Consider the following 15,164-nt stretch of genomic DNA (forward strand, 5'->3'; position numbering starts at 1 on the left):
GTTGCTGAAAGTTCAGAAGCGAGTCTTGTGCAGGTTCAGAACTGGCTGTAGTCGAAGGTTGCCGGATCGCCGGTCTGGCGAAGACCGGCCTCCAAGCCGTCGATCACGGCGATGTTCTCCTGCGTCAGTGTCACGTTGGCGGATTCCAGATTCTCCGCCATGCGCTCGCGGTGCACGGACTTCGGGATAATGATCCGGCCCTTGGCCAGGTGCCATGCCAAAATTGCCTGTGCCGGGGTGCAACCACGCTCGGCGGCCACTTGTTCAACCACGGGATTGCTCAGGTCAACGCCGCGGCCGATCGGGGAGTACGCCTCGATGGCCATTCCCGCAGCCTTGGATGCCTCCTCAATCTCCCGTTGTTGCAGCGAGGGGTGGCATTCGAACTGGTTGATCATCGGACGCACCTCGCAATGCGCGAGGAGGTCTTCAATATGCTCCGGCAGGAAGTTGGCGACGCCGATCGCCTTGGCACGTCCGGAGGCGTAGATTTCCTCCAGCGCCTTCCACGTCTCGTTGTACAGGCCCCATTTCGCCACTGGCCAGTGAATAAGGTATAGGTCCACGTAGTCCAGGCCGAGCCGTTCCAGAGAGGCATCGAAGGCAGCGAGAGCCTTATCATGGCCTTGATTGCCGTTTTGCAGTTTGGTTGTTACGAAGAGTTCTTCGCGTGGTACGCCGCAGGACCGAATGCCCGCGCCCATCTCCACCTCGTTCTGATAGGCGGCGGCGCCGTCTAGGTGCCGGTAGCCGAGTTCGACGGCCTCTTCAACGGTTCGTTGTGCTTGGTCTGCCGGAACTTCCCAGAATCCGACGCCGATTGTAGGAATTGAAACACCATTGCTGAAAGTCACGTGAGTACTCATAGCTACATTCTGCCTTCTTCTGAACTACTATGCGACTACTATCCGATCACTGATAGAGCAAATGGGGTGTGCGCGAGTGGCGTACCGCACGGTACTAGGACTTAAAGTACAGGTTACCTGCGCGTAAGCATGCCAAAGCCGCATGGGCGCAGTTGGCGCCGAGTAGACTGGAATAGACCTCAGACAGTGCTGTCGGGGCTGTTCGCGAGAGGACGCGGGGCATGGTGACGGTTCGTCAGCCTGCAGTGGCGGGCTTGTTTTATCCGCATGACGCACAAGAGTGCCGTGCGAGTGTAAGAGAATGCCTGGATTTCGCGCGCCAGAACTCGTGCTTGTTGGCGGCGCCCCCGCATGCGATTATTGCCCCGCATGCGGGTTACGTCTATTCAGGCCTGGTGGCAGGCTTGGCATACCGTCAGTTGGAACCATTGCGTGGTCAGGTGACCCGCGCGGTGGTGATGGGCCCGGCTCATCGTGTGCCAGTGCGGGGCATTGCCTGCAGCGAGGCTGACGCGATGGCGACGCCGCTGGGAGTGATGCCGGTTGCCCGCGAGGCGGAGCAGGAAGTTGCGCGGTGTCTGCCGCAGCTCGTTCCCGATTCGCTCGTACATGCGCAGGAGCATTCGGTAGAGGTTCATCTACCGTTTTTGCAGGAAGTTCTGGGCGATATCGAGGTTATTCCGCTTGTAGCCGGCGATGTCAGTATTGATGATGTCGCAGCGGTGTGGGACGCGTTCTGGGGTGACGACGAGACGGTTGTAGTGGCCAGCTCCGACCTGTCCCATTACCACTCTTACGCGCAGGCGCAGCGGATTGACCGAGGCACCATCGGGCAGATCCTTGACGGCGACTGCGCTATCAATCATTTCCAGGCATGCGGTGCCACGCCGATGAACGGTTTGCTGCTGGCGGCGCAACGCCGGGGTCTAATGCCCCGCTTGCTCGGCATGTGCAATTCCGGAGACGTCGCACCGGACCGCTCGCGAGTGGTTGGCTACGCGGCTCTTGCACTAGTTGGCGACGCGTACGACGACGTCGTACTGGACGTTGAAGCGCAGGTGCCGGAGGTGAAGGTGCAGTCGTCGAACTCAGGTACGCCTGTGCCTGGGCTGGATGCGCGGGCGCTGGACGCGGATACACCAGTGCAGGAGAGGAACCCACCTGCGCGCAAGTCCAACATGCAGGTCGTAGACGCGAACGCTCCGGCACCGGGTACGGAAGGCGACGCGTCTTTCCAGAGGAACACGGAAGGTGAGAATAATGACTGACACAATTGCCACCGGTTTCGATGGTGCTGTTCTTGTTCGTTTGGCGCGGGAAGAGATCGAGAGCTGGCTGAGTCTGGACGAGTCGGCCGTCGCTCGCGGGAGGGCAGAGAGGGCGTATGGCGGAGTGCCCTCCAGGGCCGTTCACAGGACTACCTCCGCTAGCGACCGGAGCAATGCGGGAAGTGTGAACTCTGTGCGCGATGGTACGCGTTCCGAGCCCGCTTCACGTTCCATCGCCGACAGCGTGGACTCCGTGCGCGATGGTACGCATGATTCCGTCAAGGTTAAGGCTTCTGGTGCTCTGGTGGACTCCGTGCGCGATGGTACGCATCGCGGGCAGAACGATCAGGCGGCGGAAACGGCGAAGAATGCATGCGGCGTCGACGTCGAAACAGACGCCGAAACAGGTGACCGGGAGGCGAAGGACGTGGAGCTTATGCGGTTGTACCCCCGGCTGGCCGAGCCGGGTGCGACTTTCGTTTCTTTGCACAAGGGTACGGAGTTGCGCGGGTGTATTGGGTCGCTGGTTGCCCACCAAAGCCTCTTGGGTGATGTGCGACGCAACGCCTTTATGGCGGCCTTCAGCGACCCGCGTTTTCCTCCGCTGCAGCCCGACGAATTGGCCGATCTGCACATTGAAGTCTCGCTACTATCACCCCCGGAACGCATGCTCTTCCTTGACCGGCTCGATCTTGAGGAGCAGTTGCGGCCCGGCGTGGATGGGCTGATCTTGGAGTTTGCGCGCCATCGAGGCACCTTTCTCCCCCAGGTGTGGGATCAGCTGCCATCGCCCCGTGATTTTGTTGATCACCTGCTTGTAAAGGCTGGGCTACCGCCATCGTTTTGGGCGCCGGAGATTGCGGTGTCACGCTACACGGTGACGGCATGGAGTGAGGAGCCGGTAGGAGGGGCCTGATGCACGGCGCGGAGCGACAAGGCGGGGCAGACGACGCCACGATGCCAAGCACGCAGACCGCATCCGCCGGTGTCGTCGCCCGATATGGGCACCAAGTGGGTGATCGGGTTCAGTGCGACCTTTGCCCACGCGAGTGCCGCATTGCAGATGGTCAGCGGGGCTTTTGCTTCGTCCGCATGAACCGAGGCGGCGAACTCATTCTCGACACCTACGGACGTTCGTCGGGATTCTGCCTGGATCCGGTGGAGAAGAAGCCACTGAACCATTTCCTTCCCGGCACCGCCATCCTCTCCTTCGGAACAGCAGGGTGCAATCTTGGTTGCAAATACTGCCAGAACTGGGATATTTCCAAGTCGCGAGAAGTTGATCGGCTCGTGGACGAGGCGGGGCCGGAGGAGATTGCCGAGGCCGCGCTGGCCTGCGGTGCCCGCGCCGTCGCATTCACGTACAACGATCCGACGATTTTCACCGAATATGCCGTTGACGTGGCGGCGGCCTGCCATGAGCGCGGTATCGCCGCCGTCGCCGTCTCCGCCGGATACATACAAGGTGACGCCCGCCGCGATCTATTCCGCGCAGTGGATGCAGCGAATATCGACCTAAAGTCTTTTTCGGAGGAGTTCTACCGGAGGATCACTGGCGGGCGGCTGGGGACCGTGCTGGAGACTCTGGAGTTCATTGCCCATGAGACGGCTTGTTGGCTGGAAATCACGACCCTGGTGATTCCCGGTTACAACGACGGCGACGCTGAGTTGGAGGCGCTCAGCGGATGGATAGTGGAGCATCTGGGCTCGGATGTTCCGGTGCATTTTTCGGCCTTCCATCCGGACTTTCGTATGCTGGATGTGCCACGCACTCCGCCGGAAACCCTCACCCGGGCGCGCAAGATCGCTCGGGGTGCAGGGTTGCGCTACGTCTATACCGGTAACGTGCATGATCGGGAGGGAGACACGACGCGCTGCCCGGGATGTAACGCCGCACTGATTGAGCGTGATTGGTTCGCTATCGGTAGCTATCGGTTACGTGTTTCGGATCAGCGGCGCGAATCTGGTGCGTTGCGCGGCACGGGAGCGGGAGTGTGCCCGCAGTGCGGCGAGGAGATTCCGGGCGTGTTTGATCCGGCGGGCGCAGGGGAGTTTGGTCCGCGACGCGTGCCGGTGTGGCTTGGTGCGAGGTGAAAGGACGGAATGCGCGTATCCTAGGGCGGCAAGTCGGGCGGATACGCGGCTTGCGGCGCACCGGAACGGAATCCGCGTGTGCAAGGGAGGCAACCTCCCACATCCTGAACGACACTACTGCCCGCACGGAATCCGCGTATGCTAGCGCGGCAACTTCCCCCGACGGCCGGAGTGACTCTTCATCAGGTGAGGGGTGTGCGGATCAGGTAAGGGGTGTGGTCTCGGGTAAGGGGTATCCGTCAGTTCAGAAGGTTGGGGTTGATGTTGAAACCGTCTTCTGGTTCGAAGCAGAAGGTGGCGAATCCGCCCTCGCCATCAGCGCCGGAGGAGCTGTTGGAGGGTGACGTATCGATGAGTGTGAACGTGCCGACGCCGTCGTGGGTGACGGATTGCCCAAGTTGGAGTTCTTCGTGGATGCCGGTCGACCTGTCTCCGCCGAGGATGGAGGCACGCCTGTTGCCATCTTCGGCTGTGACGCCATGTACGGTGTAACTCGGCCCGTCTGCTTCTGCGCTCAGCCGCAGGTTTGTTGTTTCTTGGATGGTGATGATGGTGCCGTTGTCGCAGTTGAGTTTGTCGGCGGGGATGGTGACCGGCGTGGTTGTTGGCGTGGTGGGCGTCGGTGAGGTGGGCGTGGTGGTACGAGTTGGCGTGGTACGAGTTGGCGTGGTGGGAGCCGGTGAGGTGGGGTGAACCTCGGTCGTCTGCATGCCACAGCCGGACAGTGCAAGGAATAAACAACCAACAACCAAGGCGGCGGGGTAGTGTGAGCGGGTCATAATCTCTCCTTCCGAGTGTTGTGGTGATCTCCTGAGCTATGTGGGTGACTGGCACATATTTGATGCCAGGTCAGCAGTGCCGGGAAGCTGTCAACTGCGCAGTTTCGGATTGACCTGGAAACCAGGTGCAGGCACGAAACTGAAGGTGGCGTAGTTACCCTGCCCGGGCCGCAGCGGCATCTTTGCCACGGGCGTGACATCGATCAAGGTGAAGGTACCGACTCCTGGGTGTGTTACAGACTCTCCTAGCCATAGCTTTTGGTGGATGCCGGTCGATCTGTCCCCTCCGAGTAGGGTCGCCTGCATAATGCCGTCCTTTATCATTACGCCGTGAACTGTGTAACTGGGGCTGTCGTAACCGATGCCGAGCCTGAGATTTGCTGTTTCTTGGATCGTAATAACGATGCCATCATTGGTAGGCATGGAATCTCCTTTGCAAGTCTGATAAGAACAGAAGGATGGGCTGCTGCGCCGTTGTGTAGAACGTCGCGCGATTGCGCGTTTACGGTATTTCGCCCACTTCGACTCCACCGTAGTAATAGCTGAAGTCTTCCCATGACATGGTGAAGGTACCGCCAACCCCCACTCCGGAAGGAGTCCTGTTAGATCCGTGCGGATTGCGGAGGGTAACACCGTTTTCGTCCGCACCGACGACTGCGTATTCGTGTGAACCGTAGATGATGATCGTCTGCGTGGAGCCATCGGGGAGTTGGACACTTGCTTGGGCTGTCCCGTCCTTGTCAAAGTGTTCTCGAGGTGCCGAAGCGGTCTCCGCGGTTGCCGGACGATGCTGAGAAATGGCGCCAATGATCTCCCGCCGCTGGGATTCGCTGTAGTCCCCGTCTCCATCAATCCTGCCGGCGCTGCTACCTGTCACATCTTGTAGCGCTTCCTGCCCCCAACCTCCACTAATACCGCCATCTGATCCATCCAAAGTGCCGCCCGGGTGAAGCTGCCCATAGGCGGACTCAAAGATCGATATGACAGAAGGCGATCCGTCGAGGCCGGTGGCGCCATGTGCGTACACGTCGGTGACAAGAACGGTCTGTTTCGCCTTTTCGTCCGGGTGGAGTGGGTCGTCGTATACCGTAACCAGGTACCCATCCTGCTTGCCGTTCTCGTCGTAATGGGGAGAGATACACGAGCGAAGCCAATCCTGCCCCTCGTCGTACTGCATTACTGCCATTAGGGCGGAGAGGTAGTAGCAGTCGCCGATCGATCCCTGCTGGACGTTGTTGAAGTTGAGATTCTCCAACTCCCTATTGATACGCTCGATGTCCTCCTCGGTCAGTTCTTCGCTCGCGCCAACATTGGTGCCATTGCTGCGGCGGTTCACGGGCTCGAGGTCCAGAGAGTTACGCAATTCTGCCGCACAGACCTCGGCGGCCTCCTTCGCTTGTGAGACGCGGTCCGCGTATTCCTGCGTGATCATCTTGGCGGGGCGGATCAGGGCAGGAAGTACCGCCGCTTTATCGGGTGCGGCGTCATACTGCGAGTCAAGTTTGAGCAGTTCATCGTGTAGTTCCTCGACACGATCTTCGTGGGTTCGCAGTGTCCAGGCGTAGCGGAGGAGCGACTTGCTGCCGTCCTCCGTGCCGTCGGCGAGGACGCAAATATCGTGAATCTGTCCGCGAATCGACTCCTGGTACGCGTCCGCCGATGCTCCGCTCCAACTCGGAGTCATTGAGCGCGAGGATCTAAGACTGGTTTCCGCTTCTGCGGTCCTGCTGGCTGAGTGTTGCACCATATCGGCGTACTCAAAAACGGCCTGGGAGTGACCGGGCATATCACCAATCAAATTGCTGAAGATAGTCATAGTGAGTGGCTCTCGTGTCGGGGATCTATCTGCGAAGCGGGATGGGAGAGTGCCTATTCGTACTTGTCCTGGTGTTTGAACAGCTTATCCCAAGAGAACGTATGCGCTGGGGTGGCGGGGACGTACGCGGGATCAGTAGGCAAGTGCTGGGCATACCAAGCCTGTGCGACATCCTCGTCGGTCTGACCGACGAATTGTGCGGTGAATTGCACTCCATCGGCATTGTTTTGGCACCAGTCTGCGCAATCGGTGCGCCGCGTTTCTTCGTTCGAAGAGAACTCGGCCGCGGTCTCCGCCAGAACCGTAGAGCCAAAGGCGTTTGCCCCAGGGGCGGTGAGAGTGGGTTGTGATTCAAGTGAATCGCCAATTCTAAGAAGGCGTGAATGCAGATTATCCATTTCGGAGGGGTCGAGCCGTATGTCTCCCACGGTGATGTCTCCTACGACTGGTCGTTGGTGAACAGGTACGCAGTCAGCTTAACAGTCTCGTCGGAATTGCGCTAGGATAAGTGCCCGCGACGCCGGGATCCAGCCAGGCGAGGCAGCCTCGTCCGCGTCGCGCGAAGGGGCAGCGGATGTTGACCTGTTCGGCTTGCGTGGCCAGGGCGCCTCGTCCGTATTGCGCAAGCGGCAGCGCTACGGTGCGCGGCTTGTAGAGTGGAGCGCGGCGGTGGGGTTCGCCAGGATTCAGAGTTTTGCCTGGTACTTCGAATCGTGCCGCATTGGTACGCTGTTGGTCGGGTCAACGCCTTTTCCAATGGGGGTCGTCGATTCGGGCGTTATGTTGTCTGCTCCCGTCGGATTCCTGCGTTGCCAATCAAACAACACGCATCGGACTTATCCCCCTTCTGCCTGACAAGCGCGCTGTGGATCGGGTTCTTGCCCTAACTGGTCGGTGCGTTACGTGCTGTACCCGTGATCCGACCGTCAGCTCGCTACGTTGCCGGCCAGGACGCTTGTCGGCTCGAACTGTGCCGCAGCGGGTTGGAATGTCAAAATCCCGTCCAAACGAAGCAAGACTGGATCGGTTCAATATAAGAACTGGCGGAATCATGCGGATTTCTCGATTCGACGAGACCGACTGCCTCTCGTTTGGACGGGATTTGGACAGCTTGGTGCTCCGTACGCCAACAACCGCTGCTCGCGCAAGGCTCGATCATCGGGGCGTAGTAGTCCGGTCCGCCATCCCGGCCCGAAGCAGAAGACCATGGGGCTGAGAGCCCGTAGCTGACACCGACACGGCTTCGCAGGCCTGATCGTGGGGCATAGTGGTCGCCGTGTCCACATCCCGGCCCGAAGCTTCGACCTGAGGTCAAGACCATGAGCCTGAGAGTCCGAAGCTGAGACCATGGGAATGAGAACCTGAAGCATAAGACCACTCAGCGAGAACCCGGAGCTTCTCCCCTGAGGTCAAGACCATGGGTCCAAGAGTCCGAGCCCAAAATCTAAAACCGTCAGGCTAAAACCGTCACGCATCACCCGCGCCGTGCGGGTAGCCTGGTCGCATGGATATGGCGACGTACCGGCTGGAGGGGCATACCCTCAACGAGTATTGGATTGAGGTTCCGCTCGACTATTTTGGTGCAGCGCAGAGCCTATCGGACGATGCGACGGGGCGTTCGGGTGAGGGCTTACCGGACACCATCAACGTGTTTGCTCGCGAGTATGTGCGCGACGGCCATGAGGCCGACCCGCGGCTGGTTTTCTTCCAGGGAGGGCCGGGGTCAGCGGCGCCTCGCATGGCCCCCATCAATTCCTGGCTGAGCACCGCTTTGGACCATTTCCGGGTGGTCCTCCTCGATGAACGCGGTACCGGCAACTCCTACCCCTTGGAGGCCAACGCGATCACTGCGGTGGGACGCCCGGAGGCGCAGGCCGCCCTCCTTGCCTGTTTCCGGCAGGATTCCATCGTGCAGGACGCCGAACGGCTCCGGGAAGCCCTGCAAGGTGACGAGCCGTGGGCCGCGTTGGGGCAGAGTTTCGGAGGATTTACGGTCACCTGTTATCTTTCGCAAGCGCCCAAGGGCCTTTCGGAGGCTTTCATCACCGCCGGTCTGCCGTCCACGCATTTGCACGCCGACGCCGTCTACCGGTACACCTACCCGCAAACAGCGGTGCGTAACCAGGAGTTCTTCGCCCGATACCCGGCCGACGAAGAAACCGCGTGGTACATCGCTCGGCATTTGGCCGATGTGGAGGAAGTGCTTCCCACTGGGGAGCGGCTCACCCCTGCTCGGTTCCGCCAGCTCGGCCTGTACCTGGGATATTCCTACGGCCCGGACAGCCTGCACTTCCTTCTGGAAGACCCTGTGTGGTTCCATCGCGGTGAGCGGCGTCTTCGCCCGCAGTTTCTCGCCCGCGCCGGGCAGAATCTCTCTATGGCGAGCCATCCGCTCTACGCGGTGTTGCAGGAGTCCATTTACGCGCAGGCCTCCACAGGCTCGACGGCGTGGAGCGCGCAGCGGGTGCGGGGAGGGTTTCCCGAATTCCGTCTTCCAGACCTCTCAGCCGGTAGCGAGGGAGAAAAGGAGCTGCGTGCCGAGGGCCACGGCTTCCGGTTCACCGGCGAGCATATGTATCCCTGGCAGTTCGAGCAGGACCCGGCACTGACCGGGCTGGAAGCTGCGACTGAGCTTCTCGCCCTGAAACGTGACTGGCCGGAACTCTATTCGCGCGAGGTGCTGGCGGAGAACACGGTTCCTGCGGCTGCTTGGATATACGTGGACGACATGTTCGTGCCTTTTGATCTCTCCCGGGAAACCGCACGTGAAATCCGTGGATTGAAGCCGCTGATGACCAATGACTTCCACCACGACGGCCTGCGCACCGGCGGACCACAGATGATCGAACGCCTTCTACGAGCGGTACGCAGCTAGGGGAGAGTGGTTGCTGGGACAGCCAGCAATGGAGCAGACAACATTGTTGCGGGTGCTCGCGGGTAACAGTGCGTACCAGCACGCGTCGATCAGGCTCTTCAACACATCGACTGGATGCGCAGCTAGGGGGAGAAAACCGGGACCGGAGTGGGCAGGTCCCGGTTTTCTCCGTGCTGTTCGACCAGCTTCGACGAACCACTGCCCGTATCTGCCCGGCGGGCTCCCGCGCTGATCGCCCCGCCGTGCTACTGCTCGACGAGCTTCGAGTACAAATCCTCGTAGCGTTCGCGCGCGGCGGCGTAATGTGCTCCATGCTCCGCGCGGGGCTCAAAGGTGGCTCCGGTGGTGGGATCCGCTCGCTCCACGTCGGGGGCGAGAGTATCAAGTGCCAGGAGAGCCGTGCCGTGCAAGGTGGCGCGCTTGATCGTTACGGGGAGCACGGGAAGCTGCAACATATCGGCAAGAATCGCGAGCCAGGTGGGATGCGCCTGCATGGCACGACCGGACATGCGAATCTCGCCCGGGCGGCCGGAGACTTCGGCCAGTTGATCGAAAACGCGTGCATAGGACTGGCAAACGCCTTCCATCACGCCGCGTGCCAACTTCGGCCCCTGCGCGTCGAAGGTGATGCCGGTAATGGCGGCCTGTGCGCGGGCGGCCCAGCCGGTGGAACGTTCACCGGTGAAGTACGGCAGCACATGCGGAGTGTCACCACTGGGCTCCCGGGTGAACACCTCATCAAGAGTCGTCTTCTTGAGCCGCAGAGTTTCCTCCATCCAGGTGACGGCACGGCCGACGTCGTTCAACGCTCCACCCAGAATCGCCTTCTCGCGCGATACGCGGTAGGCCCACAGGCCGCTTGGAATGTATTCCGGAATGCCATTGACAATGACGCGCATTGCTCCCGATGTCGCCGCGCTTGCGGCCATCGTGCGCGAATCCGGTGCACCGGCGCCGATATTGGAGACGAGGCCATCCGGTACCACCGGGAACCAGCGCGCGCCGACCAGTCCGGGCCATTCGGCGCTCGCCTTGCCGTGGAGATCCTCAAGCGGCTGGTCGGGGTCGCGGATTTCACCCAGCTGCTCCACCTGCACCCCGCAATGGTTCAGCAGTTCGCCATCCCACTGCCCGGTGTGCCGATCAAGGAGGCCTGTCCATGCCGCTGCGGAGGTGCCGATCGCCGTCGTTCCCAGAAGCTGGAGCCAGATGTACTCGCCGAGAGCCATCCAGCGGTGGACGCGCCCGAACAAGGTGGGATCCGTTTGCCGCAACCAGGTTAGGCGGGGTGCCAGGTAAGAGGAGTGGAAACGCGTACCGGTACGTTGCTGAATCTGGCCTTCATCAAAGGTGGAACGCAGCTCCTGCACTTGGTCTGCGCAGCGTCCGTCGGCATAGGTGTAGCACGGTGTGATGGCGTCTCCGCGCTCATCGACACCCACCAGATTGGCGGAAAATGTATCGATGGCGACCCCGGCGATACGGCCGGCGAGTTTGGGGCGGGCTGCGAAGTCGAGGATCTGACGGCACTCGGTGACGATCTGGTCGGCGTCGATAATCGACGTCCCATCCGAGGATGTGGTGAAGGTGTGCGCGAAGCGCGCCTTTGTATCATCGATCGGAAGGCCGCGCGCGTCATACAGACAACCGCGAGACGCGGTGGAACCAATATCAATGGCGAGAACGAAGGGCTCTTGCGCGTTCTTCAGTTTGGTCCGAAATCCCTGGGCCATGGTTGTGCCTTTCCGTGCTTCGCTGCGCGTCCGAGTTAGCAGTTTAGGGTTAAGTCTAACCTGATTGGCCGCTGTAAGCTACAGCACTGCTTCGACGACGCCGGAGAGCACCGGGCCCCTGTGACGCTGCGGCGTCGACTAGTTGTTTAGCTGGTTGGGGGGCGGGGATGGACCAGGTCCCTGTGACGCTGCGGCGTCGTTCTCGGCAGCGACCTCAGCCGCACAAGGCGGATACGTCACGGTATACCCGTTGCAGGTGTGCGCGGCGGCGATCAGCGGAGGATGCCACCTGACCGAGATTCACCCAGTCGCGCTTGGCAATGCCGAGCTGTTTCATGGAAGCACCGAGGAATACTTTGCCTACGGCATTGCCGCATATGAGCCGCAGGTAGAACGTAGGCGAGGTCGAGGTAGTGAATACCTTGACTCGGCGAATATGCCCGAGCTTGCCCTTGACTCCCCGCCCGGTGGACTCGTATGCCCACTTCTGCTTCATGACCTTTTCTACGAAGCCTTTGATGATTGATGGCACGTCGCTCCACCAGATCGGCGAGATGAACACCAAAGCGCTCGCCTTCTCGATGAGTCCCTGATACTGAGTCACCAAAGGATCCAGGGTTCGCCCCTGAGAGAAGAGGGCGAGCTCCTCCGCAGAGTAACGTGGATCAAAGCCGTCGGCGTACAGGTCGATAACGTTGTAATCCGCGTGTTTTTCCTCCAGAGCGCGCACGGCTTCATCCAAAACGGCATGCGCGAACGACTGCGGGTAGGGGTGGGCGTAGACGACGAGGATGTTGTCCATCATTCTCCTTCTTTCATTGTGAGTAATGCGTTGAGTGTGCGGGCAAGAAAATCGGGGTTGTGATGCGCTGCGCCGCTGGCGACCAGCTTCGAGTAGCCCTGGATAGCGGACCACACGGCAAGGAAGACCTGCTGCCGCAGTTTATCCGGGCCCTCCGGCAGCAGAAGGTCTATGGCTTCCTGGACGGCGGAGAGGAACGGGAAGGCGGCGGTTTGCGAAGTGGTGTCGCGCAATGCCTCCAGCGAGAACGGACTGAAAAGGAGGAAGTCGAGTAGATGCGGGTGATGGACGGCGGTGTCGACAATCTGTTCGGCAGCGTTGAGGAGCACGCCATTTGGATCGGCATCTGCGTCTGGCGGGAGTGCGTGTTGCATGCGATGCGCGGCTTCAATCTGCATGCGATGCGAGACTTCGGTCAGCGCTGCCTGGAGTAGCTCCTCCTTTCCGGCGAAGTGACTGTAGATGGCAGGTGTGGAGACTGAACAGGCGCGGGTGACGGCTGCCAGCTCCACGTGGGACCAGCCGACTTCGTCAATGATCTCAATGCAGGCGCTCACCAGCCGGTCTGCGGTGTTTTGCGACGACGTGCTGGGGCGCATGAGTGCGTCGGTGGTAGGTCCACTTGATCGACGTCGTGCTTGGTTTGACGAGCGTGCTGTTGTCATGCGACGAGCTTAATTTGATTAAGCTGTGATTGTCAAGCGAAAGCCGCTATGAGGCGTCTCTACTAGTCGGTGCCAAGTAGGTGGGCGCGGGCGGCGTCGTCGTCCTCGGCACGCAGGCGTGGCACTGAAGTATTCTCGGGATTGAAGCCGGTCTTCCCGGCATAATAGGCGCGAATGCGATCCATATCGGCGCTGACGTCACCGGTGATCGTAACGTTGCCGCCCCAGCCGTATTCGCGCTTCTTCCGGTTGATGAAGCCAAACTGAACGGGGAAGCCGGTCTCGAGCGCGATCCGGTAGAAGCCGGACTTCCAGTAAGGCTGCGGCGAGCGGGTGCCCTTCGGGGCGATGATGAGGGTGAATGTATCGCTGGCTGCCGCTTCTTTTACGATTTCTCCGACGACGCCGTGGTGACCGGATCGGTTCACGGAGATCCCGCCGACCCAGCGCACAATACGGCCAATGACCGGGGCGCGCATGGCCGAGTCCTTCACAAGGAACTTATACGGTCGGTTGATCCGCCAGAACGCCATAACCATGAAAAAGCCGTCCCAGTTGGACGTATGCGGAGCACCAATCACAATGGCCTGCGGCGGGATGTCCTCGTGCACGAAGGTCCAACGGGAAAAACGCATATACGTGGCGGCAATGGCGCTTTTCAGGCTCATACGGCTCCTCGGGTCCGGTGTTGGCAATGACAACCGCACTGCCGCTCGAAGGGCCCGCCCTCCAAGCAACAGTGGCGTACTGCTCTGATTCTATGCGAGAGCGCGACCGCGAGGGATTTGTGCCACTTACAGCAGGAAGGAGAATGCCGGCGAATTCGGTTCCAGCTTTTCGATATGCAGCGGCGACTTCTCCATGCGTCTTAACAGCTCGCTGATACTCGCTGGATCCTCAATCTCGATTCCGACCAGTGCCGGCCCGGTTTCCCGGTTGTTCTTCTTGGTGTATTCAAACAGGACGATATCTTCGCCATCGGAGAGAACGTCGTCGAGAAAATGCCGCAGTGCGCCGGGCTCCTGCGGGAAGGTGACCAGGAAATAGTGCCGCAAACCCTCGTAGACGCTGGAGCGCTCCACGATGTCGTCGTAGCGCGAGACGTCGTTATTGCCCCCGGAGATGATGCAGGCGACCGGTCCGTCCGGTAGGTCCGGCAAGAAGCGCGAGACGGCGGTAGTGGCCAGGGCACCGGAAGGCTCGGCGATGATACCTTCCACCTGATAAAGCTCGAGCATCTCCGTGCAGATAGCCCCTTCGGGTACGGCGATGACCTCGTCTACCATGTCGCGGGCAATCTGGTAAGGAATATCGCCGACGCGCGCAACCGCCGTACCGTCGGCGAAGGCATCTATTTCCGGCAGGGTGACCGGGCCGCCCTTTTCCAGTGCTGCTCGCATTGACGCAGCACCTTCCGGTTCAACACCGATGATGCGTACGTCGGGGTGGAATGTGCGCAGCCAGATCGCGGTTCCCGCCAGTAGTCCACCACCGCCGACGGGTACGACGACGCCGACTGGCAATTCACTCGCCTGTTCAAAGATCTCTTTGACAACGGTTCCCTGCCCGGCGATGGTGCGGGGGTCGTCGAAGGGATGAATGTAGGTGGCCCCGGTTTGTGCGGCGTAGGTCATGGCGGCGTCGGAGGCCTGATCAAAGGTGCCGCCGCCAATGACCTGCTCGATCCACTGCCCGCCGATATCGCTGATGCGGGCGCGCTTCTGCCGTGGCGTCGTCGATGGTAGGAAGACCTTGCCATGGATGCGTAACTGGCGGCAGGCGAAGGCTACGCCTTGCGCATGGTTGCCGGCCGAGGCGCAGACGACGCCGACGGCCCGCTCCTCCCCAGTGAGAGAAGAGATGAAATTGTAGGCGCCGCGCACCTTGTAGGAGCGACCGACCTGTACGTCTTCGCGTTTGAGAAGTACGGGCTGGTGCCGTTGCCCGGACAGGCGCAGGGAGAGGTCGAGAGGAGTCCTTCGGACCGTGGTCCCGAGAGTCTGTGCGGCGACGACGACGTCAACCCCGGAGGGCAGCTGTTCCGATGCGCTGGTCATGGCTTCTAGTGTGCCGTGTTTGCCAGCCCTGAAGCCAACTGTGCTCAGTTGGGCGGTGAGGCGAGTCGCGTGTAGGCGGGTTGAAAACCACCTGTGGTGGCAACGGGTGTGGTTACGTGCGGAGGGCTACGACCGGTGCGCGGAAGGGGCTGCGCCTGGTGCGGCTGGGGTGTGGATGGTGCGGAGGCGGTGCGGCTGGGGTGTGGATG

General features: G+C 60.8%; 14 protein-coding genes. 4 read left to right on the top strand and 10 right to left on the bottom strand.

Annotated features, from left to right (window positions below; genetic code table 11):
* Positions 1 to 35 precede the first annotated feature (35 nt).
* On the bottom strand, positions 36 to 866 hold the full coding sequence (locus EKN07_RS04705; RefSeq protein WP_126145759.1) for an aldo/keto reductase: 831 nt from the start codon (positions 864 to 866) through the stop codon (positions 36 to 38).
* Positions 867 to 1,087: 221 nt separating this feature from the next.
* Here EKN07_RS04705 and amrB point away from each other — a divergent pair, with 221 nt between their 5' ends.
* Genes amrB through amrS form a run of 3 tightly spaced genes read left to right on the top strand, consistent with a single transcriptional unit; the run spans position 1,088 to position 4,228 of the window.
* Entirely contained in the window at positions 1,088 to 2,134 is a 1,047-nt protein-coding gene (amrB, locus tag EKN07_RS04710) for an AmmeMemoRadiSam system protein B (protein WP_126145760.1), read from the top strand.
* Positions 2,127 to 3,050, top strand: coding sequence for an AmmeMemoRadiSam system protein A (gene amrA / locus EKN07_RS04715; RefSeq protein WP_126145761.1), 924 nt, complete (start codon positions 2,127 to 2,129; stop codon positions 3,048 to 3,050). The genes amrB and amrA overlap by 8 nt, the downstream gene beginning before the upstream one ends.
* A gap of 41 nt (positions 3,051 to 3,091) precedes the next feature.
* Positions 3,092 to 4,228: an AmmeMemoRadiSam system radical SAM enzyme gene (amrS, locus tag EKN07_RS04720; protein WP_108716754.1), complete on the top strand. Its 1,137-nt coding sequence runs from the start codon at positions 3,092 to 3,094 to the stop codon at positions 4,226 to 4,228.
* 239 nt (positions 4,229 to 4,467) lie between these two features.
* Here the strand turns inward: amrS and EKN07_RS04725 are convergent, their stop codons facing one another.
* From EKN07_RS04725 to EKN07_RS04740, 4 genes are all read right to left on the bottom strand, one after another.
* Positions 4,468 to 5,007 (bottom strand): hypothetical protein, encoded by a 540-nt coding sequence (locus EKN07_RS04725; protein WP_126145762.1) that lies wholly within the window; start codon positions 5,005 to 5,007, stop codon positions 4,468 to 4,470.
* A 90-nt stretch (positions 5,008 to 5,097) separates the two neighbouring features.
* Positions 5,098 to 5,430, bottom strand: coding sequence for a hypothetical protein (locus EKN07_RS04730; protein ID WP_126145763.1), 333 nt, complete (start codon positions 5,428 to 5,430; stop codon positions 5,098 to 5,100).
* A 79-nt stretch (positions 5,431 to 5,509) separates the two neighbouring features.
* Positions 5,510 to 6,823, bottom strand: coding sequence for a C2 family cysteine protease (locus EKN07_RS04735; RefSeq protein WP_126145764.1), 1,314 nt, complete (start codon positions 6,821 to 6,823; stop codon positions 5,510 to 5,512).
* A 53-nt stretch (positions 6,824 to 6,876) separates the two neighbouring features.
* A complete protein-coding gene (locus EKN07_RS04740) occupies positions 6,877 to 7,251 on the bottom strand; it encodes a hypothetical protein (protein ID WP_108716501.1) in 375 nt (124 codons plus the stop codon).
* A gap of 1,076 nt (positions 7,252 to 8,327) precedes the next feature.
* On the opposite strand from EKN07_RS04740, the gene EKN07_RS04745 reads away from it, so the two are divergent.
* Positions 8,328 to 9,698 (top strand): alpha/beta fold hydrolase, encoded by a 1,371-nt coding sequence (locus tag EKN07_RS04745; protein WP_108716500.1) that lies wholly within the window; start codon positions 8,328 to 8,330, stop codon positions 9,696 to 9,698.
* Positions 9,699 to 9,943: 245 nt separating this feature from the next.
* Here the strand turns inward: EKN07_RS04745 and EKN07_RS04750 are convergent, their stop codons facing one another.
* From EKN07_RS04750 to ilvA, 5 genes are all read right to left on the bottom strand, one after another.
* A complete protein-coding gene (locus EKN07_RS04750) occupies positions 9,944 to 11,431 on the bottom strand; it encodes a gluconokinase (protein WP_108716499.1) in 1,488 nt (495 codons plus the stop codon).
* 214 nt (positions 11,432 to 11,645) lie between these two features.
* Entirely contained in the window at positions 11,646 to 12,236 is a 591-nt protein-coding gene (locus EKN07_RS04755) for an NAD(P)H-dependent oxidoreductase (protein ID WP_206435674.1), read from the bottom strand.
* Complete coding sequence (locus EKN07_RS04760) at positions 12,233 to 12,898, bottom strand: TetR/AcrR family transcriptional regulator (RefSeq protein ID WP_108716497.1); 666 nt, start codon at positions 12,896 to 12,898, stop codon at positions 12,233 to 12,235. The genes EKN07_RS04755 and EKN07_RS04760 overlap by 4 nt, the downstream gene beginning before the upstream one ends.
* A 62-nt stretch (positions 12,899 to 12,960) precedes the next feature.
* Positions 12,961 to 13,566, bottom strand: a complete 606-nt coding sequence (locus EKN07_RS04765) for a 1-acyl-sn-glycerol-3-phosphate acyltransferase (RefSeq protein WP_126145765.1) — start codon at positions 13,564 to 13,566, stop codon at positions 12,961 to 12,963.
* 126 nt (positions 13,567 to 13,692) lie between these two features.
* A complete protein-coding gene (gene ilvA / locus EKN07_RS04770) occupies positions 13,693 to 14,955 on the bottom strand; it encodes a threonine ammonia-lyase IlvA (RefSeq protein WP_108716495.1) in 1,263 nt (420 codons plus the stop codon).
* Positions 14,956 to 15,164 lie beyond the last annotated feature (209 nt).

This window comes from Actinobaculum sp. 352 (assembly GCF_003957265.1).
GTDB lineage: Bacteria > Actinomycetota > Actinomycetes > Actinomycetales > Actinomycetaceae > Asp313.